We start from the raw sequence: 25,207 nt of genomic DNA on the forward strand, positions 1-25,207 counted from the left end.
AATGAAACATAGAAGTTTATAACTTTTTATAAGTTTTCAGTAACGGGAAAATATGAACTGTCGTATTGCAGAGGGAATGGTTAATAAATATATCGATCATACGTTGCCGTTGAATGATCTGGAGGATTTTCTGGAGCATATTGAGAAGTGTTCCTCCTGCTACGATGAGCTTGCCACATATTTCATTGTACATAAGGCCATGCAGCAGCTGGATGAGAAACAGGAAGATACTGTTCTGGATTTTAAGGAGCTTCTGGAAGAGGATATCCGAAAATCCAGAAGGTATATCCGAAAAAAGAAATTTCACAGAGCGATCGCTGCAGTGGCAGTCTGCGTTCTGATCGCGGCACTGGTGGTCTTTCTTGTTTTTGTGATCCTGGAACTGAAGGAGGGAATTTGATTTTGAGTGAAAAAATATTACTGATCGATGGTCACAGCATCCTGAACCGTGCGTTTTATGGTCTGCCGGATCTTACCAATGCAGAAGGATGCCATACAGGAGCGGTATATGGATTTCTGAATATTATGTTCAGGATCATGGAGGAAGAGAAGCCGGAGTATCTTACCGTTGCATTTGATCTGAGTGCACCTACGTTCCGGCATAAGAGATATGAAGCTTATAAAGGTACCCGAAAACCCATGCCGGAGGAGCTTCGGGAACAGGTTCCGCTGATCAAGGAGATGCTTTCTGCCATGGGAATCAACATCATGTCCCTGGAAGGCTATGAAGCAGATGATCTTCTTGGTACGGTCGCCAGAAGAAGTGAAGCAAAGGGTATGGATGTTACCATTCTTTCCGGAGACCGTGATCTTCTTCAGCTTGCCACAGATAAGGTGCTGATCCGGCTTCCGAAGACTGTCCGGGGAAAGACAACCATTGAAAATTACCATACAGCGGAAGTTCTTGAGAAATATCAGGTAACGCCGCCGCAGATCATAGAACTGAAAGCGCTGATGGGCGACAGCTCCGATAATATTCCGGGAATCCCGGGCGTTGGAGAGAAAACCGCGACCAAGATGATCGTGCAGTTCGGTTCCATTGAGAATGCTCATGAGCATCTGGAAGAAGTAAAGCCTAATAAGGCGAAAGAATCTCTTCGTGAGCATTATGATCTGGCACAGCTTTCCAAAGAGCTTGCAACCATCAACACAGATAGTCCGCTGGAATTTTCCTACGAAAAAGCGAAAGTGGAAAATCCCTATACTCCGGAGGCATATGAATTGTGTAAACGCCTGGAATTTAAGAACATGCTGAACCGTTTTGATCCGGCTACGACAGCAGATTCCTCCATGGAACTGGAATTTTTTACCTGTAATGATCTTTCCGGTGTGGAGGCACTGTTTGAAAAAGCAGCGCAGAAAGATCAGGTGGGTATTTCTGTTCTTGCAGATCCGGATCAGGTGTATACCGTGGGATTGGTCCTGGATGAAAAAGAAATCTATCAGATTCCGGTGGGAGGACTTCTCACAGGGGATTACCTTTGCGGAAAACTGAAAACTCTGGCGGACAGTACGGTGCTCTGTGCTATGGATATTAAATCAGTTCTCAAACATGTTTCCCTTGATGATCCGAAGAAGGTTTTTGATGCGGGGGTTGCTGCATATCTTCTGAACCCGCTGAAATCTTCCTATTCCCATGATGATATCGCCAGAGAATATCTGGATGGTATGATGCTCCCCTCAAAGGAAGACCTTCTTGGAAAGACTTCTCTGAAAAAGGCCTGGGAAGAGGAACTGGAATGCCTTGGAAATTATGCCTGCTATCAGGCGTTTGTGCCCTGCATGGCCCGAAAGGTTCTTCTTGAAAAACTGGATGAAACAGGCATGCGTAAGGTTTATGATGAGATCGAGCTTCCTCTTGTCTTTACCCTGGACTCCATGGAAAAATGGGGGATTTCCGTTAAGGGTGAAGAGCTTAAAAGCTATGGTGAAAAACTTAAAGTCCGTATCCAGGAGCTGGAAAAAACCATCTGGCAGGAAGCAGGGGAGGAGTTTAATATCAATTCCCCGAAACAGCTGGGTGTGATCCTTTTTGAAAAGCTGGGACTTCCAGGTGGAAAGAAGACCAAGACCGGCTATTCCACAGCGGCGGATATCCTGGATAAGCTGGCGCCGGATCATGCCATCGTAAAAGATATCCTGGAGTACCGCCAGCTGACCAAGCTGAAATCCACTTATGCAGATGGTCTCGGAAATGTGATCGGAGAAGATGGAAGGATCCACTCTACTTTTAATCAGACGATCACAGCAACCGGTCGTATCAGCAGCACAGATCCGAATCTTCAGAACATACCGGTCCGCATGGAGCTGGGAAGGCTGATCCGTAAGGTTTTTGTGCCGGAAGAGGGATTTGTATTTCTGGATGCTGATTATTCCCAGATCGAGCTTCGTGTGCTGGCACATATGTCCGGTGATGAAAAACTGATCCAGGCTTATCGTGAGGCGGAGGATATCCACCGGCTCACCGCATCCCAGGTGTTTCATGTGCCGCTGGATGAAGTGACATCTCTTCAGCGAAGAAATGCCAAGGCGGTAAATTTTGGAATCGTTTATGGGATCAGTTCCTTTGGACTGAGCCAGGATCTGAGTATTACCAGAAAAGAGGCATCTGCCTATATTGAGAAATATTTCGAGACCTATCCGAAGATCAAGGGCTTTCTGGACGGTCTGGTAAAGGATGGCAAGGAACACGGTTATGTGACAACTATGTTCGGCAGACGAAGGCCCGTGCCGGAGCTGAGATCCAGTAATTTCATGCAGCGCTCCTTCGGAGAACGTGTAGCCATGAACTCTCCTATCCAGGGTACTGCAGCAGATATCATCAAAATAGCCATGAACCATGTTTATGAACGAATGAAAAAAGAGGGACTGCGTTCAAGACTGGTGCTGCAGGTTCACGATGAGCTTCTGATCGAGACAAAGAAAGAAGAGATCGAGGAAGTTTCCCGTATTCTGGAAGAAGAGATGAAGGGAGCGGCAGACCTTGCAGTGGAACTTGACGTAGATATGCACCAGGGTGACAGCTGGTATGAGGCGAAATAAATGAGAGTGATCGGAGTAACCGGCGGAGTAGGGGCCGGAAAAAGTACAGTACTTGGAATCCTGGAAGAAGATTTCCAGGCATATGTGATCCAGGCAGACCAGCTTGGCCACATTCTGATGGAACCGGGGGAAGAATGTTACGATGCGGTGATCGCATTGTTTGGAAAAGAAATCATAAAAAAAGATAAAACTATTGACCGGAGACGGATTTCTGATGTAGTATTCACAGATAAGGATATGCTTTTGAAATTAAACGGGATCATCCATCCGGCTGTAAAGCAGAGAATTCTGGATCTTCTTGGAGAACAAAAGGAAGCTGGAAGAGAGATCTGTGTTGTGGAAGCTGCTCTTTTTCTGGAAGAGAATTATCAGGAATTCTGTGATGAAGTCTGGTATGTGTATACAGAGGAGGAAATCCGGATCCGTCGTCTGATGGAAAGCCGTGGCTATTCCAGAGAGAAATCTCTTGGCATTATCCGAAACCAGGTATCTGACCAGGTTTTCAGAGAACATACGGATTATGTGATCGAGAATAATGGAGATCTGAAGGGTACCCGGAGACAGATCAGAGAAGGGATAGAGAGAAATGAGACTTTGTAGTATTGCCAGCGGAAGCAGCGGCAACTGTATTTATGTGGGATCTGAGGAGGCACATGTTCTGGTAGATGTGGGGATCAGCGGGAAGAGTATCGAAAAAGGCCTGAATTCCCTGGATCTTACAGGGAAAGATGTGGACGGAATCCTGATCACACATGAACATTCCGACCATATCAAGGGACTGGGAGTGATTTCCAGAAAATACGGAATTCCCATCTATACCACAGGTGGAACAGCAGATGCCATGCTTCGTATGAAATCCCTTGGAAAAATGCCGGAGGGACTGATCCACGAGATCCGGGAGGATGAGCCTTTTGAGATCAAGGACCTGACGGTAAATCCTTTTACCATTCCCCATGATGCTGCACAGCCGGTGGGTTACCGCCTGGAATGTGGAGAGCATTCTGTGGGCATTGCCACGGACCTTGGAAAATATAATGATTACATTGTAAAAAATCTGGAGAATCTGGATGCGGTGCTTTTGGAAGCAAATCATGACATCCGCATGCTTCAGGTTGGAAAATACCCTTATTATCTCAAACAGAGGATTCTGGGAGACCGTGGACATCTCTCCAATGAGAATGCAGGACGTCTGCTCTGTCGGATCCTCCATGATAATTTGAAGGCGGTTTTTCTTGGCCATTTAAGCAGAGAAAACAACTATGAAGAACTTGCCTACGAGACTGTGTGCTCGGAGGTGACACTTGGTGACAACCCGTACCGTTCCAGGGATTTTAAGATCCAGGTAGCGAAGAGGGATCACATATCAGAAATAATCACAGTGTAGAAAGGAAAAAACGATGAAGAAGACAATTATCACAGTAGTAGGAAATGACACAGTAGGAATTATTGCAAAGGTTTGTACATATCTTGCAGAGAATCAGGTTAATATTCTGGATATTTCTCAGACCATCGTTCAGGGTTACTTCAACATGATGATGATCGCAGACACAGCAAAATGTGAAAAGGATGGCGGTGAACTTGCAAAAGAGCTTGAAAATCTGGGTAAGGAGATCGGTGTTGTGATCCACTGCCAGCATGAAGATATTTTTAACATGATGCATCGAGTATGATCAAGCAGCGAATGCGGATTGCCAATGCATATGATATCTACTTTACATCAATCATCAGGGAGAAAATAAAATGATCAATATTTTTGAGGTAAACGAGACAAATAAAATGATCGAGCAGGAGAATCTGGATGTGCGTACCATCACCATGGGGATCAGCCTTCTGGACTGTATCGATCCTGACCTGGATGCACTGAATCAGAAAATATACGAAAAGATCACCACAAAGGCCAGAAATCTGGTAGCTACCGGTGATGAGATCGCAACCGAGTACGGTATCCCGGTTGTAAATAAACGAATTTCCGTAACACCCATTGCTCTGGTTGGCGGGGCTGCATGTAAGAAACCGGAGGATTTTGTGACCATCGCAAGAACGCTGGATAAATGTGCCAAGGAAGTTGGCGTTAACTTTATCGGCGGATATTCTGCACTGGTAAGCAAAGGAATGACTCCGGCAGAGGAGCTTCTTATCCGCTCCATTCCTCAGGCAATGGCAGAAACAGAGCGCGTCTGCAGTTCTGTAAACGTTGGTTCCACCAAGACCGGTATCAACATGGATGCCGTAAAGCTGATGGGCGAGATCATCCTCGCAACAGCAGAGGCTACTAAGGACCAGGATTCTCTTGGATGTGCCAAGCTGGTAGTATTCTGTAACGCACCGGATGATAACCCGTTTATGGCAGGCGCGTTCCACGGTGTCACAGAGGCGGATTGCATCATCAACGTAGGTGTCAGTGGCCCTGGCGTTGTAAAGAAAGCTCTGGAGCAGGTTCGTGGCGAGGACTTCGGAACTCTCTGCGAGATGATCAAACGTACCGCATTCAAAGTTACACGAGTTGGACAGCTGGTTGCACGTGAGGCATCCAAGCGTCTTGACGTGCCGTTTGGTATTGTGGATCTTTCTCTTGCACCGACACCGGCTATCGGTGATTCCGTAGCTGAGATCCTGGAAGAAATCGGCCTTGAGAGAGCCGGTGCACCTGGAACAACTGCAGCGCTTGCACTTCTCAACGACCAGGTGAAGAAAGGCGGCGTTATGGCAGCAGCTGCTGTGGGCGGATTAAGTGGTGCCTTTATTCCTGTCAGCGAGGATCAGGGAATGATCGATGCGGTAAACGAGGGAGCGCTTACTCTGGAGAAGCTGGAAGCCATGACCTGTGTATGCTCTGTTGGTCTGGACATGATCGCAGTTCCGGGAGATACCAAGGCGACTACACTGGCAGGTATCATTGCAGATGAGTCTGCCATCGGTATGGTAAATCAGAAGACAACTGCAGTACGTCTCATCCCGGTTATCGGTAAGGGTGTGGGCGAAACGGTTGAGTTCGGAGGTCTTCTTGGCTATGCTCCGATCATGCCTGTAAATTCATTCTCCTGTGATGCATTTGTACAGAGAGGTGGAAGGATCCCGGCACCGATCCACAGCTTTAAGAATTAATTTTATTTTTGGGCTTGACAGACTCACGTTGATGTGCTAAAGTAAACACAACTTAAAAAACAAACCAGTGAGAAAGAGAAGTAAATATTTCAGGAAGCTTCACAGAGAGCGGTGATGGTGGAAATCCGCAGGGGACCAGATGTTGAATGGACTTTCGAGGGCGGCCCGAACTATTTATCTGTACAGTAGGCGCCGACGGGAACCGAACCCGTTACCAATGAGGAGTGTATGTTAGTACACCGGAAAGTGGACGATTCGTCAATTTGAGTGGTACCGCGATAATAAAGAACTTTTATTACCGTCTCAAGCATGATATAAGCTTGGGACGGTTTTTGTGTTACAGGAAAAGCGATTCTGTCGCATGAAAGTTGTTCCGGAAAAGCAGACCGCAAGGTGTACAAAAGGTAATCATAAGCGGAAATAAGAAGGGAGAACAAAACCATGAAAAAAAGAATGTTAGTGATCGCAGCAGCAGTAGCAGCAACAACTATGATGATGACAAGCCCGGTTATGGCGGAGGATTTTAAAGTGGGCATCTGCAATTATGTAGATGATGCTTCCCTGAACCAGATCGTAGACAACATCCAGTCCCGTCTGGAGGAGCTTGGCAAAGAAAAGGGTGTCACATTTGATGTGTCTTATGATAACTGTAATGCAGATGCCAGTGTTATGGAACAGATCATTTCAGATTTTCAGGCGGATAAGGTTGACCTGATGGTTGGTGTGGCTACACCGGTGGCAATGCGTATGCAGTCCGCTACAGAGGGAAGCGATACACCGGTTGTTTTCTCCGCAGTATCTGATCCGGTTGGCTCCGGTCTTGTAGATTCTCTGGATGCTCCTGGTGCAAATATCACAGGAACCAGCGATTACTTGGATACTTCTTCTATCATGAAGCTGATCCAGGCACAGAATCCGGATGTAAAGAAGATTGGTCTTCTCTATGATGTTGGACAGGATTCCTCCACAACAGCGATCCAGGAAGCAAAAGATTATCTGGATAAAGAGGGAATCGAATATGTAGAGCGTACCGGAACCACTACCGATGAAGTCCAGCTCGCAGCAGATGCACTGATCGCTGACGGTGTGGATGCCGTATTTACACCTACGGACAACACCATCATGACAGCAGAGCTTTCTATTTATGAAAAATTCATCGACGCAGGAATCCCGCACTACACAGGTGCCGACTCCTTTGCATTAAATGGTGCCTTTGTAGGATATGGTGTTGATTATGCAAATCTGGGACAGAAAACAGCCGATATGATCGCTGACATCCTGATAGATAATGCGGATCCGTCTAAGACAGCTGTTGAAACCTTTGACAATGGTACTGCAACAGTTAATACAGAAACCTGCAAGGCACTTGGACTTGATTTCGATACCGTAAAGAAGGCATTTGAGCCTCTCTGCACACAGGTAAATGAGATCACAACTGCAGAAAGCTTTGATGAAGTAGAATCAAAATAAATTAACCGCTCACTTTTGTGAGCAGTTATGAAATAAATCCAATTGGAGGAAATCACTGTGACGATTGCAACTATGCTCTCCCTCGGGGAGACTGCCCTGAAGCTTGGACTGATCTGTTCTCTGACAGTTCTTGCTTTGTTCCTTAGTTATTCCATGCTGAATGTCTGCGACCTTTCTACAGATGGTTGCTTTACCTTCGGGGCCGCTGTAGGAGCCGTAGTTGCTGTAAGCGGACATCCGTTTCTGTCCATTGCGGCGGCCATGGCAGCAGGTGTTACATCAGGATTTGTAACGGCTATCCTGCAGACGAAGCTGGGGGTAGACAGCCTGCTTGCAGGTATCATTGTAAATACGGCGTTATATTCCGTAAATATCGCAGTTATGGGAGGCTCATCCCTGATCAATATGAATCGGACGACCACAGTATTTACCATGATGAAGGATGCGCTTGCAGGTACACCGTTAAAAGGCAGGGAAGATATCCTCATTGCAGCCATCGCAGTGATCCTCGTGATCGTATTTCTGGTGTTCTTTCTGAAAACAAGACTTGGCCTTGCAATCCGGGCAACCGGAAATAATTCTGATATGGTAAAATCTTCCTCCATCAATCCGGTCTTTACAACTGTGATCGGCCTTTGCGTGGCAAATGCATTTACCGCACTTTCCGGATGTCTTCTGTCTCAATCACAGAAATCCGTAGATATCAACATCGGTCAGGGTATGGTCACCATCGCACTGGCATCCTTGCTGATCGGAGGTACTCTTCTCGGACATGGAGGAATTTTTGTGAGAGCGGTGGGAATGGTGCTTGGTTCCTTTATCTTCCGCCTTGTGTATACCATCGCACTTCGGTTCAATATGCCGGCATTTATGCTGAAGCTGGTATCCTCTGTGATCGTTGTTCTTGCAATTTCCGGTCCGTATCTTAAGAAACAGTGGCCGCAGATCCGAAGAAGAATGACTCATACAAAAGGGGGAAGATGATCTATGTTAAAAATCAGCCATATTTCAAAAACATTTAATCCGGGAACCGTAAACGAAAAAAAGGCGATCACAGATCTTTCCCTGGAACTGAAAAAAGGCGACTTTGCTACGATCATCGGTTCCAATGGTGCAGGAAAATCAACACTTTTTAATGCGATCTGCGGTGATTTTCTTACAGATGCTGGTTCAATCGAGCTGGATGGCAGGGATATCACATTTATGCCGCAGCATGCACGCGCAAAAGAGATCGGACGTCTTTATCAGGATCCGATGCGTGGCACTGCACCGGGAATGACGATCGAAGAGAATCTTGCACTTGCAGCCGGCAAGGGTGGGTGGCTTTCCCGCACGACCCGGCAGGAAAAAGAGCGTTTTCGTGAGGAATTAAAGAAGCTGGACATTGGGCTGGAAGAGCGGATGAGCCATCCGGTAGGTCTTCTTTCCGGTGGACAGAGACAGGCGCTGACGCTTTTGATGGCAACCATGAATCCGCCGAAATTACTTCTTCTGGACGAGCATACTGCAGCCCTTGATCCGGGAACTGCTGAGAAAGTCCTTAATCTCACCAGACGGATCGTGGAAGAAAATCAGCTGACCTGTCTGATGATCACACACAATATGCAGTCAGCAATTGATCTTGGTAACCGTATCCTGATGATGGACTCCGGCAATATCGTGCTGGATATCGGAGGGGAAGAGAAGAAGGATATGACCGTGGATGGCCTTCTTGAGAAATTTAAAACGGGAGTGGGCAAGGCTTTGGATAATGACCGTATTCTTTTGTCTGAATAAACGGAATAAATAATGAAGAACCGTTACCGATCATGTGTAAAGTGGAAAATGAATAGCTGCTTTACACCGGTGATGGTTCTTTTTTTATGAAAATTCTTGAGTATGTCACGTTACCGTGATAAAATAAATGAAATCACTTTGTGATTTCATTTATGAGCAAGTAGCGAAGCGGATTGCGAATATCCGTTTGATTTTATTATGGAAGAGGGACGAATGATATGCAGTTTTCAAAAAGATTGGACCGATTTGGAGATGAAATTTTTGCTGCTCTGAACAACCGACGTATGGAGCTGGAAGCACAGGGCATGAAGATCTATAACATGAGTGTGGGAACTCCGGATTTCAAGACTCCGGAATATATCAAGAAAGCTGTAGCGGAAGCAGCTATGGATGACAACAACTGGAAATACAGTCTCCGCGATCTGCCGGAGCTTCTGGACGCAGTCTGTACTTATTATAAGAAACGTTTTGATGTGGAACTGACACCGGACATGGTAATGACTGTTTATGGAAGCCAGGAAGGAATGGGGCATCTTGGCATGGCGCTTTGTGATGAGGGAGATACAGTACTTCTTCCGGATCCGTGCTATCCCGTATTTGCAGCAGGAAGTCTGATGGCAGGAGCAGTTCCTTACTATTATCCGCTGGTTGCAGAGCATGATTTTCTTCCCTATGTAAAGGGAATTCCGGAAGAAATAGCGAATAAGGCTAAATATATGGTAGTATCCCTGCCGTCCAACCCGGTAGGAAGCATTGCCACTCCGGGACTTTACGAAGAAATCGTGGAATTTGCGGAAAAATATGATATTCTGATCATTCATGATAATGCGTACAGCGATATTATTTTTGACGGGGCATTTGGAGGAAGTTTTTTGGCCACTCCGGGAGCGAAAGATATTGGAGTGGAATTTTTCAGTCTTTCCAAATCCTTCAATGTTACAGGCGCAAGACTTAGTTTTCTGGTAGGCCGGCCGGATGTGATCGCAGCGCTTCGCAAATTGAGAAGCCAGATCGACTTCGGCATGTTCCTGCCGCTTCAGAAAGCAGCTATTGCAGCACTTCAGGGACCGCTGGATAGCGTAAAAGAACAGTGTCAGAAGTACCAGGAGAGAAGAGATGCTCTCTGCCAGGGACTTCGTGATATCGGATGGGAACTTCCAAATGGAAAAGGCACCATGTTTGTCTGGGCGAAGATCCCGGGTGGCCGCACCGACAGCATGGCATTCTGTATGGAACTGATGGAAAAGGCCGGCGTCATCGTGACTCCGGGAGCAAGCTTTGGTCCCCACGGAGAGGGCTACGTACGTTTCGCCCTGGTACTTCCGCCGGAGAAGATCCGGGAAGCAGTGGAAGCGATCCGAAAAAGCGGATTAAACTGAATAACTGAAAGTTGTTCAAAATCCGATCTCAAGCCATGAAAAGATTACTTATCAGCGTTCAAGCCGCTGTGGATCTTAAATGATCCGCAGCGGCTTTTTCATCTCGTGGATGAAAGGCTGACCTGTTTTGTGGCAGAGAAGCATTTCGTAAAGATTGGAAGCCGCACAGGTTTCATTAAAAAGTCGAAGCGCAGTTTCATCGAGGATCGCAGATGCATCGGCGGCTTTGGTGATCAGCGGGATCGAGGAGTTTTTCTTGATCTGGCTGAGAAGCGGAGCGCTGTTTTTTTGAAAGCCAAGTACCCGGGCATAGGGAATGTGTCCGGGTGCTGTTGTTTTTTGGTCAAGAAAGATCCGGACAAGGCTGCGGCAGATAGCAGAACGGGTAATATCCCGTGTTTTCAAAAGATCCGCAAACTGGGAAAAACCTTCATATTGATTTCGGGATTTCAGGATACGCCGGATCAGTGCATCCGAAAGCTCCGGATACATTTTTAAAGTTTCTTCGGATTCCAGAAGCAGTTTGTAATGCAGAGGAAGATCCAGTGCTGAGTCAGAAAGCCATGCTCCTTTTTTGAGAGAATCCAGGAATCCGGGAAGGGAAGCAGAAGGGATCAACCGGGAAAGATCAGCAGACTGCACAGTTCCTTCGGATTTTTTCATAAGGCTCCGGATGCCGGAAGCAGAGGGAAATTCTTCGTCAGAAAGAAGAGAAAAATCCGTATCATGATAACCACATCCCTTTCTTAAAAGTGCATGAGGAAGGATACGGCTGTTAAGACGGAGAAGCGCTTTGCAGTATTCGATTCCCAGGATGTTATTGGGAGAAGAAAGAATGAGTTCAATATGTTCGGATGAAACGCCGAATGTGTTATGCACGGAAGTGGCTTTTTCTCGCATGTAACGGATCAAAGCACTGCTTCTTGCAGCAGGAAAACTCATTCCGGTACGAAGATTCTGCTGAAGGAGTTTGCGGTATTCAAACGGTTCCTTTATAAGAATCTGTGCAATATTCATAAGAGTCTCTGTATCTCCGCATTCACTTCCGAAACATAGCTCATCTACAACACCAAGCCCGTCAAGAAGGCTTACGCCACCTGCGGCAAATCCTTCCGCACTGGCCGTTGCTGTCTGTACCGGCATTTCCAGGATCAGATCGGCGCCTCCGAGAAGAGCCATCTCAGCCCGGAGATGTTTTTCCATAAGGGCAGGAGCCCCTCTTTGGACAAAATCCCCGCTCATGGCGACCACAATATAATCAGCACCAAGGATCTCCCGGGCATAGCGGATCTGGTATTCGTGACCTTTGTGAAATGGGTTATATTCTGCAATGATTCCAACAACTTTCATATAAAAAAGTACCTGCCGTTTCTGAAAATTCAAATCTTGAAATAAGTTCTTATATTATAATAATGGTGCTATTTTAACATAAGCAATGTAAAAAGTTAAGCGGCATTCGAAATCTGTTTTGCTGCCATAAACCCGAATGCTGCTGTCCGCTCTGGGCCCGGCAACACCCTTTGTGAGATACAGAAATCACGCAAATTTATAATTATGCGCCGAAATCCTCGGGCCATCTGTGATCTTTATCCACAAAAAACACATCGCAGAACATTGTCGGTAAACAGTAACAATTGCACTTCAAAAAATACGCAGTATAGCCATTTTCTGACAATGAAACGCTTGAAAAGAAAAGGGTAAGGGGGTATAATAAACATAGTGTAGTGCCCGAACAGACACTAGCGTTTTTGTTACATCAAGAAAGGAGCCATTTAATCATGGGATTTGTTGAACTGCTTAAAAAAAGAGCAAAAGAAAGCGTAAAAACAATTGTACTGCCAGAGACAGAGGATATGAGAACTCTTGAGGCAACTGACAAGATTCTGAAAGAGGGAGTTGCAAAGATCATCCTCATCGGTAATGAGGAAGAGATCAACAAGAAAGCTGCAGAGGGCGGCTTTGATATTTCCGGTGCACAGATCGTAGATCCGGAGAAATCTGACAGAACTCAGGCATATATTGATAAATTTGTAGAGCTGAGAGCAAAGAAGGGAATGACACCTGAGAAAGCGAAAGAGATCCTTCATACTCAGTACCCATACTATGGCGTAATGATGGTTAAGATGGGGGATGCAGACGGTATGGTATCCGGTGCATGCCATTCTACAGCAGATACACTTCGTCCATGCCTTCAGATCCTGAAGACAAAACCGGGAACCAAGCTTGTATCCGCATTCTTCCTGATCGTTGTTCCGGATTGCGAGTATGGTGCAAACGGTGCATTCGTATTTGCTGATTCCGGTCTGAACCAGAACCCGACTCCGGATGAGCTTTCTGCGATCGCAGCATCTTCTGCTGAGTCCTTTAAGCTTCTTGTTCAGGAGGAGCCGATCGTAGCTATGCTTTCCCACTCCACTAAGGGAAGTGCAAAGCATCCTGACGTAGATAAAGTCGTAGAGGCTACAAGAATTGCCAAAGAGGAGCATCCGGAGCTTAAACTTGACGGAGAGTTCCAGCTTGATGCAGCTATCGTTCCAAGCGTAGGCGCATCCAAAGCACCGGGAAGCGAAGTAGCAGGTAAAGCTAACGTACTGGTATTCCCTGACCTTGATGCAGGTAACATCGGATACAAGCTTGCTCAGCGTCTTGGTAAAGCAGAAGCATACGGACCTGTTACACAGGGTATCGCAAAACCTGTAAACGACCTGTCTCGCGGATGCTCTGCAGATGATATCGTAGGTGTTGTAGCGATCACAGCAGTACAGTGCCAGGCAGAGGATAAATAATTATTAAAAGATCAGGAGAGTTAAATCATGAACGTATTAGTTATCAACTGTGGAAGTTCTTCATTAAAATATCAGTTAATCGATTCTGAGACAGAGAATGTACTTGCAAAGGGTCTCTGCGAGAGAATCGGTATTGACGGAAGACTGGTATATCAGAAAGCCGGATGTGACAAAGAGATCACAGAGGCAGCTATGCCAACACATAAAGAAGCGATCCAGATGGTACTGGATGCTCTTACAAACGATAAAACAGGTGCAATCGGAAGCCTTAAAGAGGTTAATGCGATTGGACATCGTGTCGTACACGGAGGCGAGAAATTTGCTTCTTCTGCAGTGATCACAGACGAGATGATCAAAGCAGTAGAAGAGTGCAATGACCTTGCACCGCTCCACAACCCGGCTAACCTCATTGGTATCCGTGTATGTGCAGAGCTTATGCCAGGCGTACCACAGGTAGGCGTATTTGATACCGCTTTCCATCAGACAATGCCTGCTAAAGCATATCTCTATGGACTTCCGCTTGACTTCTACAAGAAATATAAAGTAAGAAGATACGGTTTCCACGGAACATCCCACAGCTTCGTATCCAAGAGAGCTGTTGATTTCCTTGGCCTTGACAAAGACAACTCCAAAGTTATCGTCTGCCACCTTGGAAACGGATCTTCCATCAGCGCAGTTGTAAATGGCAAATGTGTAGATACAACAATGGGTCTTACACCACTTGAAGGTGTTGTTATGGGAACTCGTTCCGGTAACATCGATCCGGCTATCATGGAGTTCATTGCTAAGAAAGAGAACCTGGACATTGAGGGCGTTATGAATGTACTCAACAAGAAATCTGGTCTTCTCGGACTTTCCGGCGGACTTTCCAGCGACTTCCGTGACCTCAACGAGGCAGCTGAAGGCGGAAACGAGGATGCAGCTAATGCCATCGACGTTCTCTGCTATAGCATCGCTAAATTCGTAGGCGGATATGTTGCAGCAATGAATGGTGTTGACGCGATCGTCTTCACAGCAGGTATCGGTGAGAATGCGATCCCGGTACGTGAGAAGGTTGTCAGCTATCTCGGATACCTTGGCGTAACACTTGACAAAGATGCTAACGGACATCGTGGCGAGGAAATCGTGATCTCCACACCGGACTCCAAGGTTAAGGTTGCAGTTATCCCGACAAACGAGGAGCTTGCAATCTGCCGTGAGACTGTAGCACTGGTATAATCAGCTGTTTCAGTACCGGTACAGAACCGTTCGGGCATGATCGGTAATCAGGCAGAATTATATATTACTGTGGATCAGCAGTATACATTCGGGGGGCGGACAATTAAAGGTCCACCCCCGTAATTTACCCCGAATTTCTGATTAAGCCGACAGTAACAAAAAATTAAAAAAATGTAATATTTTCCCGAAAATAACGTTGACAAATCACAAGACCATATGTATAATGGATTGAGTGTGGATAGGAGAGACTTATGCAGATTCATTTATTAGACATTTCTTCCTGTGATGGCAAGACGATCCAGGAATCAGTTGTTCCTGAACTGGAGAAGATTGATTTTCAGATGGGAAGTTTTCCGGTACTTGCGAAGGAACCGGTAGAGCTTACGATCACCAATACCGGTGATAAGGTTCTTGAGCTTACAGGAACCGGTAAGATCACAGTGGGCATTCCCTGTGACCGCTGTCTTGAGACAGTAGCCGTCGAGATGCCGCTGGAATTTAAGAAGAAGCTCGATATGAAGCTTTCTGATGAAGAGCGTGTCAATGATCTGGATGAAAGCAGCTATCTCACAGGTATGAACCTGGATGTGGACCGGTTGGTCTATCTTGAGGTATTGATATGCTGGCCTTTAAAGGTCTTATGTAAAGAAGACTGTAAAGGTATCTGCAGCCGCTGCGGGAAGAACCTGAACGAAGGTCCCTGCGGATGCAAGGAGGAGCCTAAGGATCCCCGCATGGCAGCTATCAGTGATATATTCAGTAAATTTAAGGAGGTGTAACCTATGTCCATTTGTCCTAAGAACAAATCTTCCAAAGCTAGACGTGACAAGAGAAGAGCGAACTGGAAAATGAGCGCTATGAACCTTGTTAAATGTAGCAAATGTGGAGCACTTATGATGCCACACAGAGTTTGCAAAGCTTGCGGAAGCTACAATAAGAAGGAAATCATCAAAGTTGAGGACTAATTTTAATTAGACAGTCAATATATGATGCGAAAAGAGTCTGGTATGCTGAGATAAGTATACCGGCTTTTTTTATACTCTGGGGGGAAAATAAAAAAATATGAAACAGAACAAGAATCAGAAAAATACCGCCGTGAACCAGATCACAGAGGGTGTGATCTGGAAGCAGCTTCTGATATTCTTTTTTCCGATCTTGTTTGGAACTCTGTTCCAGCAGATCTACAATACTGCCGATACAGTTGTAGTAGGCCGCTTTGTGGGAAAAGAAGCATTGGCAGCAGTAGGAGGCTCATCCAGTATGATCGTGAATCTTATCGTAGGTTTTTTTGTAGGTTTATGTTCCGGTGCGTCTGTAGTGATTTCTCAGTTTTACGGAGCGAAAGATCACAAAAACCTTAAAAAAGCACTTCACACATCTATAATCTTCTGCCTGGCTGCCAGTATTATTGTGGGAACAGCAGGATTTATCCTGGCTGAGCCGATCCTTCACCTGATGAAAACACCGGCAGAAGTAATTCCCGATTCTGTGCTGTACCTGCATATCTATTTTGCGGGAACATTTTTCAATCTGGTCTACAACATGGTATCCAGTATCCTAAGAGCGGTAGGAGATTCCAAAAGACCGCTCTATGTGCTGATCATTACCTGTTTGTTGAATATTTTGCTGGATGTTGTATTTGTAGTGATCTTCCATATGGGAGTCCTCGGTGTTGCACTTGCAACAGTCAGCTGCCAGGCAGTCAGTGCCATCCTTGTAACCTGGTTCCTGATGCGCGCAGAGGATATTTATCGTCTGGAATTTCATGAGATTCGTTTTGATCTCCGGTCTTTGGGGGCAGTTCTCAGGATTGGACTTCCAGCAGGACTGGAATCGGTGATGTATAATATTGCCAATCTCACCATTCAGATTTTTGTCAATGAACTGGGGACTGACACAGTGGCAGCCTGGGGAACTATGGGAAAGATTGATGCGGTGTTCTGGATGGTATGCAATGCTTTTGCCATTTCAATTACCACCTTTGTGGGACAGAATTATGGTGCCGGAAAATACCACCGCATGCGAAAAAGTGTCCGTGTCTGTATGGTGATGGCATACATTTCGGCGTTTATTGTAAGCGGAGCACTTATTCTGTTCGCAAATCCGATCTACCATTTGTTTACAACAGATCAGGTGGTTGTAGACATTGGGGTGCATATGATCCGTTTCCTGATTCCGTCCTATGCTATTTATGTTGTGATCGGAATTATTTCCGGAGCGCTGCGTGGTGCCGGAAGAGTACTGGTTCCGATGATCCTGACCTGTGGAGGAGTCTGTCTTTTACGTATCATCTGGTTGTTTGCCTTTGTAAGATCTCATCCGGGAATCGAAAGTATCATGCTCAGTTATCCGGTGTCCTGGATAATTACTGCGGTACTGTTTGTCATCTATTATTTTCGGCGATTTCCAGGTATGCAGAAAAAGAAATAACGATATATGAAAAGGTGTTGATTCTGTGCAATAGCAGTGATCAGCACCTTTGTTTTGTTCGAAAGATGTCGATTTATTACGTATAGATTTGATTGCCTGAAAGCTGAAAAAGAGGTATTCTGGATGCAGATAGATGAAACATATGTAATGGGGATGACCAGATATGTATAATCTGCAAAAAACAATACGATATGGTTTTTGGTTGATACTTGAAGTTATTGCGCTGTGTGTCGGTATGATTTATAGCGCGAGAACTGTACGAGCTGAACTTGAAGTACAGCAGCCGGCCAGAAAGGTAACAGAAGTTGTTACTGAAAAATGGACTGTGATCAGTGGAAAACGTCTGGATCTTATCCTGAAATATATGGGAGATATAAATTTTGAAAAAGAAGGAATCAGTCTTCGTATCCCTGCTTCTGTGGCACAAAGTTGGAAGGTAGCAGAGAATGGTACAATACAGGCACTGGTACAAAAGGTTTCCAATCATTCATATGAAATAAAGATCTATAAAGGCATTCAGAAGATCACGGATATTCCGGGGAGCCGGATCATGATACCGGTAAAAGAGATGTTTCCCAACGGAGATCCGGAAACTATGGAAATTACGGATTCCCGAGGAAGAAAACTAAAGACATTCTTGGATAAAAAGCAGGATCTTCTGATCGTTGACACGGACGAGACAGGAATCTTCTGCGTAAGAGGTCGGAAAATAGATGATATAGAAGAGAATCCTTTTGCAGTGGCAGTCCTGACGACAGCAACAATGATAACAGTGCTGATCGTAGGAATCCGAAGCAGATCCGGAAAGCGAGGTGACAGTCATAAAGGAGAAAAGTAGGCAATGGACCCTGATCTTTGGACTTACTGTGGTGTTATCTATGACTGCTTTTTTTATGATGTATCTCATAAATAATGAATATACAGCGAAAGGCGAGCAGCCCATTCAGGGAATCCTTTGTCTGGATGATAAAGATGCGGCGGCAAAGCTACATTATCTTGCCAGGGAATGGCAATATTTTCCGGGAAAGCTGCTTACACCTGAGATGCTGAAAAAGGATCCAGGATATTACAGTTGTTATATTTCGATCGGAGAACGTAATGAAATGGAACTGGGGAATAAAGAGGCTTCTACGTATGGATGTGGGACATACCGGATGTTTCTGATCCTGCCCGAAGAGGAAAAAATCTGGGCGATATCTATGGCGGAGGTTTTTTCCGCATACCGAATCTATATCAATGGAGAACTGGCCGGGGAAGTGGGGGATCCTGACGAAAAAACCTATATGGACCGGGTCATGAACCGTGTTTTTACGTTTCAGGGATCCGGGGTTGTAGAAATTGTCATAGCAGTAGCAGACAAAAGCCATATCAGATCCGGAATCCAGGCTATTCCGGTTTTGGGATCTCCGGTCCGTGTAAGCATACAGAGAGGACTGCGGGTACTCGGAAGCGGCTGTGCCATTGCGTTCTGTATCTGTATCATGTTTGGGACTCTTATGGTACATGTCAGAACCAGGATAAAAGAATTTGCTATTTTTAATCTGGTCTGTCTCTGTGTGGCAGGATATTCGTTATGCTCCCTGGTACATAATTTTTTTCTTCTTCCCACGAGGCCCTGGTATGCCCTGGAAACTATGATCTATTATCTGATCCTTTCCTGCATGATCCGGCTTGAGGATTGTATTATAGGAAAAAAAAGGGGCATATATCTGTTTCTTTTGATCGATCTCTGGATCGTAGTAGCTTTCTTTCTGGAGATTTTTGCGGATATACTTCCTTCAGCCAGGCTTCTTTATGATGTTGTCTGGATCAGTGAGGCAGTCAAATGGGTGGCAGCGATCTATATGCTGCTCAATACTTTTGGAGAAACAGATTGCAGATATGGAAAGATCGTTTTGGTGGGAACAACGATTTATGCCTGTTCCCTTGTGGCAGATCGGATAGGGTATCTTTATGAGCCGATTTTGGGAGGAGGTTTCCCGGAGACAGGTGGGCTGATACTGACAGCTGCGTTTGGCTGTGTTCTGTGGAGAGACCTGTCAGAAGCATATAAGATCAGTCTGACTTATGAGGTATATAGTCATCAGACTGAACTTCGTCTCCTTGCCCAGAAAAATCATTACGACCGATTAAAAGAACAGATGGAAGAAACCAGCCGTGTCCGTCATGATATGCGTCAGCACCTTCGTGTTCTGTCTGCATTACTGGAACGTGAGCAGTATGGAGAAATGCAGAAATACCTTTGCCGGTATACCCGTGAATTCCAGGAACGTTTGACCTATCATTCTTACTGTAAAAATCAGGTTGCCGATGCGATCTTACATTATTATGAAGAACTATGCAGAAAAAACGGGATCGTTTTTCAGTGTCAGGTAGAGGCACCGGAAAAAACAGGGATCCAGGATACAGATTTTTGTCGTCTCTTTGGAAATCTTCTGGAAAATGCCATAGAAGCGGCACAGCTTTGTCCGAAAGGCAGTTCCAGATTTGTCCGTGTACAGATACGTACCAGAAATAATAAACTTCTTATAAAAGAAGAAAACAGCTGCACAGATCCCTTACGCAGAAATAAAACAGGATTTTTTTCAGGTAAGCATTCCGGACAGGGGATCGGAACTGCGTCGATCATGGAAATTGCGGCACGTTATGGAGGGTTTGCGGATTTTCAGTCTGAAAATGGCATTTTTAAAGCTGAGATATTTCTTCATCTGACGCAAAGAGATACTGAAGATAGGCTTTACGGATAGCAGAAGAGCCACGTTTCCGGATCTGGACGACCTCCCCGTTGTCCAGAAGAAAGCCTTCTTCAGAAGCTTCCTGTATACGGTCCATATTGACGACACAGCCACGGTAACAGGAGAGAAAATTGGGACAGTCCCGGATCTGCTCCTCAAATTTGTGAAAGGTAAGATAAGAACGGACCGGACCGGCGTCGGTATGAAGGCACACTGCATTTCGGAATGTATCTGCATATAAAATACTGCGCAGAGGGACCCGGATGGGAACCCGGTCAGAAACGACTTCAATGTAACGGGATGCCAGTAAATGCCTGGATTGAAAGGAATCCAGAATGGAACAGAGTTTTTCTGGCTGAAATGGTTTCAGAAGATAATAGGAGGCTCCTACATCATAGCTTTCCACAGCAAAATCACTGCTGGTAGTGACAAAAACAAGGATGCAGCTATCGGACTGTCTTCGGATCCTGCGCGCAGCTTCCATACCTGTCATTCCGTCCATATAAATATCCAGGAACAGGATCTGAAATTTTCCGGGCTGATAATCTTCAAAAAATTCTTCTGCGCTGAAAAAATGACAGATTTCTGCCCTGATCTGTTTTTTCTCAAAATAGGAAACAGCGATATTCTTCAGGGCTTCTGCATCCGTTGAGATGTCATCAATAATTGCAATATTCAAAATAATATAACCTCCGGTTTATAAAAGAGTAGTAAAAATAGTATATCATAATTTTGGCGTATATCCAATGTCGGTTTTTTGCCCGAAATGACGTATTATGTAGAAAATTATTAGAAATAAAAAATTGAGGATCATTTGATCAAATAGATCAAGTCACCTGTTTTTATCGAAAATATCCGTTTGACCATAAAAATGTCATATTTCATGGAAACTGTCATTTTGTCACAGGTCTGTTGTCATTTTCTGATATTTTTTTTACAATAGCGTCAAAAGATACGAAAGGCGGTGGATATACGAAAAATAAGGGCAGCAGCTGGCGACACCAGAAACTGTTGACCAAAATCCAGATAAAAAACAATCCCCCAAGAGGGCTGTACTTCCAGATTTGAGGTACAGCCCTTTCCCCTGTCATAACAGTGATTCTTGACGGAATCGTGGAAATTCGCTATCATGGAAATGATTTTTATATACTTTGGAAGAAAACGGAGAAAATGCGCATGAACATTCTTAATATAGAACATATCCACAAAATTTTTGGAGATAAGGTGATATTTGATGATATCTCCTGCGGCATCGATCAGGGAGAAAAAATAGGTATCATCGGTGTAAACGGAACCGGTAAAACTACTTTGCTCCGCGTGATCGCTGGAGAGGAAGAACCGGACGAAGGGCAGGTGATCACCCAGAACGGGATCCGGATCAGCTGGCTTCCCCAGACTCCGGAATTTCCGCAGCATATGACCATTCTGGACTATGTGGCAGAAGGCAAATGGCAGAAGGACTGGAGTACCGAAAGTGAGGCCAGACGCATGCTGAATACACTTGGTATTACCGATCAGAATATCAATATGGATAATCTTTCCGGTGGTGAAAAGAAAAGAGTGGCGCTGGCAAGGATGCTTTTAAATCCGGCTGACATTCTGATCCTGGATGAGCCTACCAACCATCTGGACGGAGAAATGGTCATATGGCTGGAAGATTTTCTCCGGAATTTTCGTGGGACGGTGATCATGGTCACTCATGACCGTTATTTCCTGGATCGTGTGGCAAACCGGATCCTGGAGATCAGCCACGGAAAATTATATTCCTATGCAGGAGATTATTCCAGATTTCTGGAGCTGAAAGCGCAGAGAGAGGAAATGGAGCTTGCCAGTGACCGGAAGCGCCGCAGTGTACTTCGGATGGAACTGGAATGGGCAGCAAGAGGCTGTCGTGCCAGAAGTACAAAACAGAGAGCAAGGCTTGACCGTTTGGAAGCACTGAAGGCGGGAAAAACCCCGCTGAAAGAGCAGAATGTGGAAATGGATTCCATTGAGACCCGTATGGGAAAGAAAACCATAGAGTTTCATCATGTAAGTAAAACCATCGAAGGTCGTCTTTTGATCAATGATTTTGATCATATTGTTCTTCGTGATCAGCGTCTCGGGATCATCGGACCAAATGGCTGCGGTAAGTCCACACTTCTTAAAATGGCAGATGGACTGATCTTGCCGGATTCCGGAGAGATTCAGATCGGAGAAACGATCCGTATCGGGTATCTTGCCCAAAACGTTCCGGATATGGATGGAAGACAGCGAGTGATTGATTATATCCGTGAGGTGGCGGAATATGTTCCGACAAAAGAAGGAAGGATCACAGCTTCCCAGATGCTTGAGAGATTTCTTTTTGATCCGGCCATGCAGTACACCCCGGTGGAGAAGCTTTCCGGAGGTGAGAAGCGAAGACTGTATCTTTTGAAGGTTCTGATGGAGGCGCCAAATGTTCTTCTTCTTGATGAGCCCGGAAATGATCTTGATATTCCCACCATGACCATTCTTGAGGACTATCTGGATTCTTTTTCCGGCATCGTGATCACAGTGTCCCATGACCGCTATTTCCTGGATAATGTGGTGAACCGTATTATGGCATTTGAGGGAGATGGCCGGCTTGTCCAGTATGAGGGCGGTTATACGGATTATCTGGAAGCAAAGGAAAGAAAGGGACAGTCTCTGGAAACGCGTTCAGATATGAATGGCGGTACAGTACAGGGAGAAACAGCTGAGCCTGAGAAAAAGAAATCCGCTGCAGATACCTGGAAACAGAACCGGAAACAGAAACTGAAATTTACCTATAAAGAACAGAAAGAATTTGACACTATTGACGATGACATCGCAGCATTGGAAGAACGTCTGGAGCAGATCGACAAAGAGATGGCTGCCAATGCCACAAATGCGGGAAAACTCAGGGAGCTTTCCGACGAGCAGCAGGAAATCCAGCAGAAGCTGGATGAAAAAATGGATCGCTGGGTATATTTAAATGATCTTGCAGAACAGATTGAAAATCAGAAAGAGTAAAAGATATTGACTTCTCAGGCAAAACTCTAGTATCATAAATAACGGTACGTTAACCGGATAAACTGCGAAGCAGTTATTCGGTTATGAGTAGGTAGCGAATGCGGATTTCGAATATCCGCTTAACTTTTGGTACTCTGCAATGAAAATCCTTATACGGATGTGTATGAGGATTTTCACTACAGTGTACCATATGCATTCCGAAAAGATTTCGGACAGAGAAAGGACAACATATGTCAGAAATGGTAAAAGTCGTTGTAGATGCAATGGGTGGTGACAATGCTCCCGAGGAACCGGTAAAAGCCGCAGTGGAAGCTGTGAAAGAAAAAGAGAACATCCAGGTCATCCTTACAGGAGTACAGGATGTGATCGAAGCAGAGCTTCGGAAATACCCGGATTATCCTAAGGACAGGATTCGTGTGGTGCATGCGTCTCAGGTGATCGAGACTGCGGAACCTCCGGTCATGGCCATCCAGAAAAAGAAAGATTCCTCTATTGTAGTGGGATTAAATCTTGTAAAAAAACAGGAGGCCGATGCCTTTGTTTCCTCCGGAAGCACCGGTGCGGTACTGGTAGGAGGCCAGGTGATCGTAGGCAGGATCCAAGGAATCCGGAGACCACCTCTTGCTCCGCTGATCCCTACGGCAAAGGGCGTTTCCCTTCTGATCGACTGTGGTGCCAATGTAGATGCGAGACCAGATCATCTGGTACAGTTTGCGCAGATGGGTTCCATCTATATGGAAAATGTAGTGGGTATTAAGAAACCAAGAGTTGCTATCGTTAATAACGGTGCTGAGGAAGAAAAGGGCAATGCGCTGGTAAAGGCTACCTTCCCTCTGTTAAAAGCATGTAAGGATATCAATTTCATCGGAAGTATTGAGGCGAGAGATATCCCGTCAGGTTATGCAGATGTAGTAGTCTGTGAAGCTTTTGTAGGAAATGTGATCCTCAAGCTTTATGAAGGTGTTGGAGCTACTTTGATATCTATGATCAAAAAAGGTATGATGACAAACATTCGCAGTAAAATGGGAGCTCTGATGGTAAAACCTGCTCTTAAGGAAACCTTAAAATCATTTGATGCCAGTGAATATGGCGGAGCACCGCTTCTTGGTCTGAAAGGTCTTGTGGTCAAAAGCCACGGAAGTGCCAAAAGCGTAGAAATCCGTCATGCGATCTTTCAGTGCGAGCAGTTTAAGGAAGAGAAGATCAATGAAAAGATCGAGGAGTTTATAGCAGCTGAGCAGAAAGCACAGGCGGAAGAAAAAAGCGAAAAAAAATAAAACCGGGATTGCCGGAAATATTACAGACAGAACAGGAGGCGAACAGTCGTGGAACTGGAAATGCTGAAGACCATCATCGAAAAAACTCTGGGAAGAAATATGGATGCCATTACAGAAAAAACTACCTTTGTGGATGATCTGGGAGTGGATTCTCTGGATTTTTTTCAGATTCTTATTGATCTGGAGGAAACTTTTGATGTTCGTATCGCCCCGGAGGAAGCCGAGGAGATCGTTACTGTCGGCGATGCAGTGGAGACTCTTCGCCGAGTAACGAAGGGAAGAAGAAATGGAAAATAATTTAAAAAAGCTGGAGCAGACTATCGGATACCAGTTTACCGCAAAATCTTTACTGGAGCAGGCAATGACACACAGCTCCTATGCCAACGAAAAACACCTTGGAAAGCTTGGATGCAATGAGCGCCTGGAGTTTCTTGGAGATGCGGTGCTGGAGCTGATCAGCAGTGATTTCCTGTACAAAAAATTCCGGAATAATCAGGAAGGTGAGTTGACCAAGAAACGTGCCAGCATGGTATGTGAAAAGAGTCTTGCCTACTGTGCAAGAGAATTCGGGCTTCCGGAGTTTATCCTCCTTGGAAGAGGTGAGGAAATGATGGGCGGTCGTAAAAGAGATTCCATCGTTTCTGATGCCCTGGAATCTCTGATCGGGGCTATGTATCTGGACGGTGGATTTGAACCGGCACAGGCTTTTGTTATGAAATTTATCCTGAACGATCTGGAGGATAAGAGGATTTTTTATGACAGCAAGACAGTGCTTCAGGAAATGGTACAGGAAGGCGGAAATCATCCGGTGGAATATCGTCTTCTGAAAGAAGAGGGACCGGACCACAGCAAGAGCTTTACTGTGGAGGCGCTGATCAATGGAAAAAGTATGGGAACCGGAACCGGCCATACAAAAAAGGCAGCAGAACAGGCTGCAGCCCTAGAGGCAATACGCAGTATAAAATAACAGCAGGTGG

23 protein-coding genes are annotated in these 25,207 nt (G+C 45.4%); 21 read left to right on the forward strand and 2 right to left on the reverse strand.

The window, feature by feature from the left end; translation table 11 throughout:
• Window positions 1-52 precede the first annotated feature (52 nt).
• The 10 genes from DW694_RS05550 (at window position 53) to DW694_RS05595 (ending at window position 10,772) form a co-directional block, all read left to right on the forward strand.
• Complete coding sequence (locus tag DW694_RS05550; RefSeq protein ID WP_044962144.1) at window positions 53-400, forward strand: zf-HC2 domain-containing protein; 348 nt, start codon at window positions 53-55, stop codon at window positions 398-400.
• Window positions 401-402: 2 nt separating this feature from the next.
• A complete protein-coding gene (polA, locus tag DW694_RS05555) occupies window positions 403-3,042 on the forward strand; it encodes a DNA polymerase I (protein ID WP_118752669.1) in 2,640 nt (879 codons plus the stop codon).
• Window positions 3,043-3,642, forward strand: coding sequence for a dephospho-CoA kinase (gene coaE, locus DW694_RS05560; RefSeq protein ID WP_015525251.1), 600 nt, complete (start codon window positions 3,043-3,045; stop codon window positions 3,640-3,642).
• Window positions 3,629-4,426 carry an MBL fold metallo-hydrolase gene (locus DW694_RS05565; RefSeq protein WP_022427103.1) on the forward strand — a complete coding sequence of 266 codons (798 nt, stop codon included), beginning with the start codon at window positions 3,629-3,631 and terminating at the stop codon, window positions 4,424-4,426. Before coaE ends, DW694_RS05565 begins: the two co-directional genes overlap by 14 nt.
• A gap of 13 nt (window positions 4,427-4,439) precedes the next feature.
• Complete coding sequence (locus tag DW694_RS05570; RefSeq protein ID WP_015525249.1) at window positions 4,440-4,712, forward strand: ACT domain-containing protein; 273 nt, start codon at window positions 4,440-4,442, stop codon at window positions 4,710-4,712.
• A 70-nt stretch (window positions 4,713-4,782) separates the two neighbouring features.
• Window positions 4,783-6,147, forward strand: a complete 1,365-nt coding sequence (locus DW694_RS05575; protein WP_015525248.1) for a PFL family protein — start codon at window positions 4,783-4,785, stop codon at window positions 6,145-6,147.
• Window positions 6,148-6,588: 441 nt separating this feature from the next.
• Entirely contained in the window at window positions 6,589-7,617 is a 1,029-nt protein-coding gene (locus DW694_RS05580; protein WP_021652537.1) for an ABC transporter substrate-binding protein, read from the forward strand.
• A gap of 57 nt (window positions 7,618-7,674) precedes the next feature.
• Entirely contained in the window at window positions 7,675-8,601 is a 927-nt protein-coding gene (locus tag DW694_RS05585) for an ABC transporter permease (protein ID WP_279030718.1), read from the forward strand.
• A 3-nt stretch (window positions 8,602-8,604) separates the two neighbouring features.
• A complete protein-coding gene (locus DW694_RS05590; RefSeq protein ID WP_015525247.1) occupies window positions 8,605-9,393 on the forward strand; it encodes an ATP-binding cassette domain-containing protein in 789 nt (262 codons plus the stop codon).
• A gap of 218 nt (window positions 9,394-9,611) precedes the next feature.
• Window positions 9,612-10,772 carry an aminotransferase class I/II-fold pyridoxal phosphate-dependent enzyme gene (locus tag DW694_RS05595; RefSeq protein ID WP_118752670.1) on the forward strand — a complete coding sequence of 387 codons (1,161 nt, stop codon included), beginning with the start codon at window positions 9,612-9,614 and terminating at the stop codon, window positions 10,770-10,772.
• Between the two features lie 75 nt (window positions 10,773-10,847).
• Here DW694_RS05595 and DW694_RS05600 read toward each other — a convergent pair whose 3' ends face one another.
• Window positions 10,848-12,122, reverse strand: coding sequence for a nucleotidyltransferase family protein (locus DW694_RS05600; protein ID WP_118752671.1), 1,275 nt, complete (start codon window positions 12,120-12,122; stop codon window positions 10,848-10,850).
• Between the two features lie 428 nt (window positions 12,123-12,550).
• Here DW694_RS05600 and pta point away from each other — a divergent pair, with 428 nt between their 5' ends.
• From pta to DW694_RS05635, 7 genes are all read left to right on the forward strand, one after another.
• Window positions 12,551-13,558, forward strand: coding sequence for a phosphate acetyltransferase (gene pta / locus DW694_RS05605; protein ID WP_015525244.1), 1,008 nt, complete (start codon window positions 12,551-12,553; stop codon window positions 13,556-13,558).
• 27 nt (window positions 13,559-13,585) lie between these two features.
• Window positions 13,586-14,776 (forward strand): acetate kinase, encoded by a 1,191-nt coding sequence (locus DW694_RS05610; protein WP_021652542.1) that lies wholly within the window; start codon window positions 13,586-13,588, stop codon window positions 14,774-14,776.
• Window positions 14,777-15,027: 251 nt separating this feature from the next.
• Window positions 15,028-15,555: a DUF177 domain-containing protein gene (locus DW694_RS05615; RefSeq protein ID WP_118752672.1), complete on the forward strand. Its 528-nt coding sequence runs from the start codon at window positions 15,028-15,030 to the stop codon at window positions 15,553-15,555.
• A 3-nt stretch (window positions 15,556-15,558) separates the two neighbouring features.
• On the forward strand, window positions 15,559-15,741 hold the full coding sequence (gene rpmF, locus DW694_RS05620) for a 50S ribosomal protein L32 (RefSeq protein WP_015525241.1): 183 nt from the start codon (window positions 15,559-15,561) through the stop codon (window positions 15,739-15,741).
• Between the two features lie 97 nt (window positions 15,742-15,838).
• The gene (locus DW694_RS05625; protein ID WP_118752673.1) at window positions 15,839-17,206 is read left to right on the forward strand and encodes an MATE family efflux transporter; all 1,368 of its coding nucleotides are present in this window, start codon (window positions 15,839-15,841) and stop codon (window positions 17,204-17,206) included.
• Window positions 17,207-17,369: 163 nt separating this feature from the next.
• The gene (locus DW694_RS05630) at window positions 17,370-18,044 is read left to right on the forward strand and encodes a hypothetical protein (protein ID WP_118752674.1); all 675 of its coding nucleotides are present in this window, start codon (window positions 17,370-17,372) and stop codon (window positions 18,042-18,044) included.
• Window positions 18,019-19,953 carry a GHKL domain-containing protein gene (locus tag DW694_RS05635; protein ID WP_147420722.1) on the forward strand — a complete coding sequence of 645 codons (1,935 nt, stop codon included), beginning with the start codon at window positions 18,019-18,021 and terminating at the stop codon, window positions 19,951-19,953. Before DW694_RS05630 ends, DW694_RS05635 begins: the two co-directional genes overlap by 26 nt.
• On the opposite strand, the gene DW694_RS05640 is transcribed toward DW694_RS05635, so the two are convergent.
• Window positions 19,892-20,620, reverse strand: a complete 729-nt coding sequence (locus DW694_RS05640) for a LytTR family DNA-binding domain-containing protein (RefSeq protein ID WP_110103258.1) — start codon at window positions 20,618-20,620, stop codon at window positions 19,892-19,894. The two genes, DW694_RS05635 and DW694_RS05640, sit on opposite strands and share 62 nt — an antisense overlap.
• 497 nt (window positions 20,621-21,117) lie before the next feature.
• Between DW694_RS05640 and DW694_RS05645 the strand changes: the two genes are divergently transcribed.
• The 4 genes from DW694_RS05645 (at window position 21,118) to rnc (ending at window position 25,197) form a co-directional block, all read left to right on the forward strand.
• Entirely contained in the window at window positions 21,118-22,953 is a 1,836-nt protein-coding gene (locus DW694_RS05645) for an ABC-F family ATP-binding cassette domain-containing protein (RefSeq protein ID WP_022427037.1), read from the forward strand.
• A 230-nt stretch (window positions 22,954-23,183) separates the two neighbouring features.
• A complete protein-coding gene (gene plsX, locus DW694_RS05650; protein ID WP_059085900.1) occupies window positions 23,184-24,230 on the forward strand; it encodes a phosphate acyltransferase PlsX in 1,047 nt (348 codons plus the stop codon).
• Between the two features lie 48 nt (window positions 24,231-24,278).
• Window positions 24,279-24,527, forward strand: a complete 249-nt coding sequence (locus DW694_RS05655) for an acyl carrier protein (protein ID WP_021652554.1) — start codon at window positions 24,279-24,281, stop codon at window positions 24,525-24,527.
• Entirely contained in the window at window positions 24,517-25,197 is a 681-nt protein-coding gene (rnc, locus tag DW694_RS05660) for a ribonuclease III (RefSeq protein ID WP_021652555.1), read from the forward strand. The genes DW694_RS05655 and rnc overlap by 11 nt, the downstream gene beginning before the upstream one ends.
• Window positions 25,198-25,207 lie beyond the last annotated feature (10 nt).

Source organism: Ruminococcus sp. AM26-12LB (assembly GCF_003480785.1).
GTDB lineage: Bacteria > Bacillota > Clostridia > Lachnospirales > Lachnospiraceae > Blautia_A > Blautia_A fusiformis.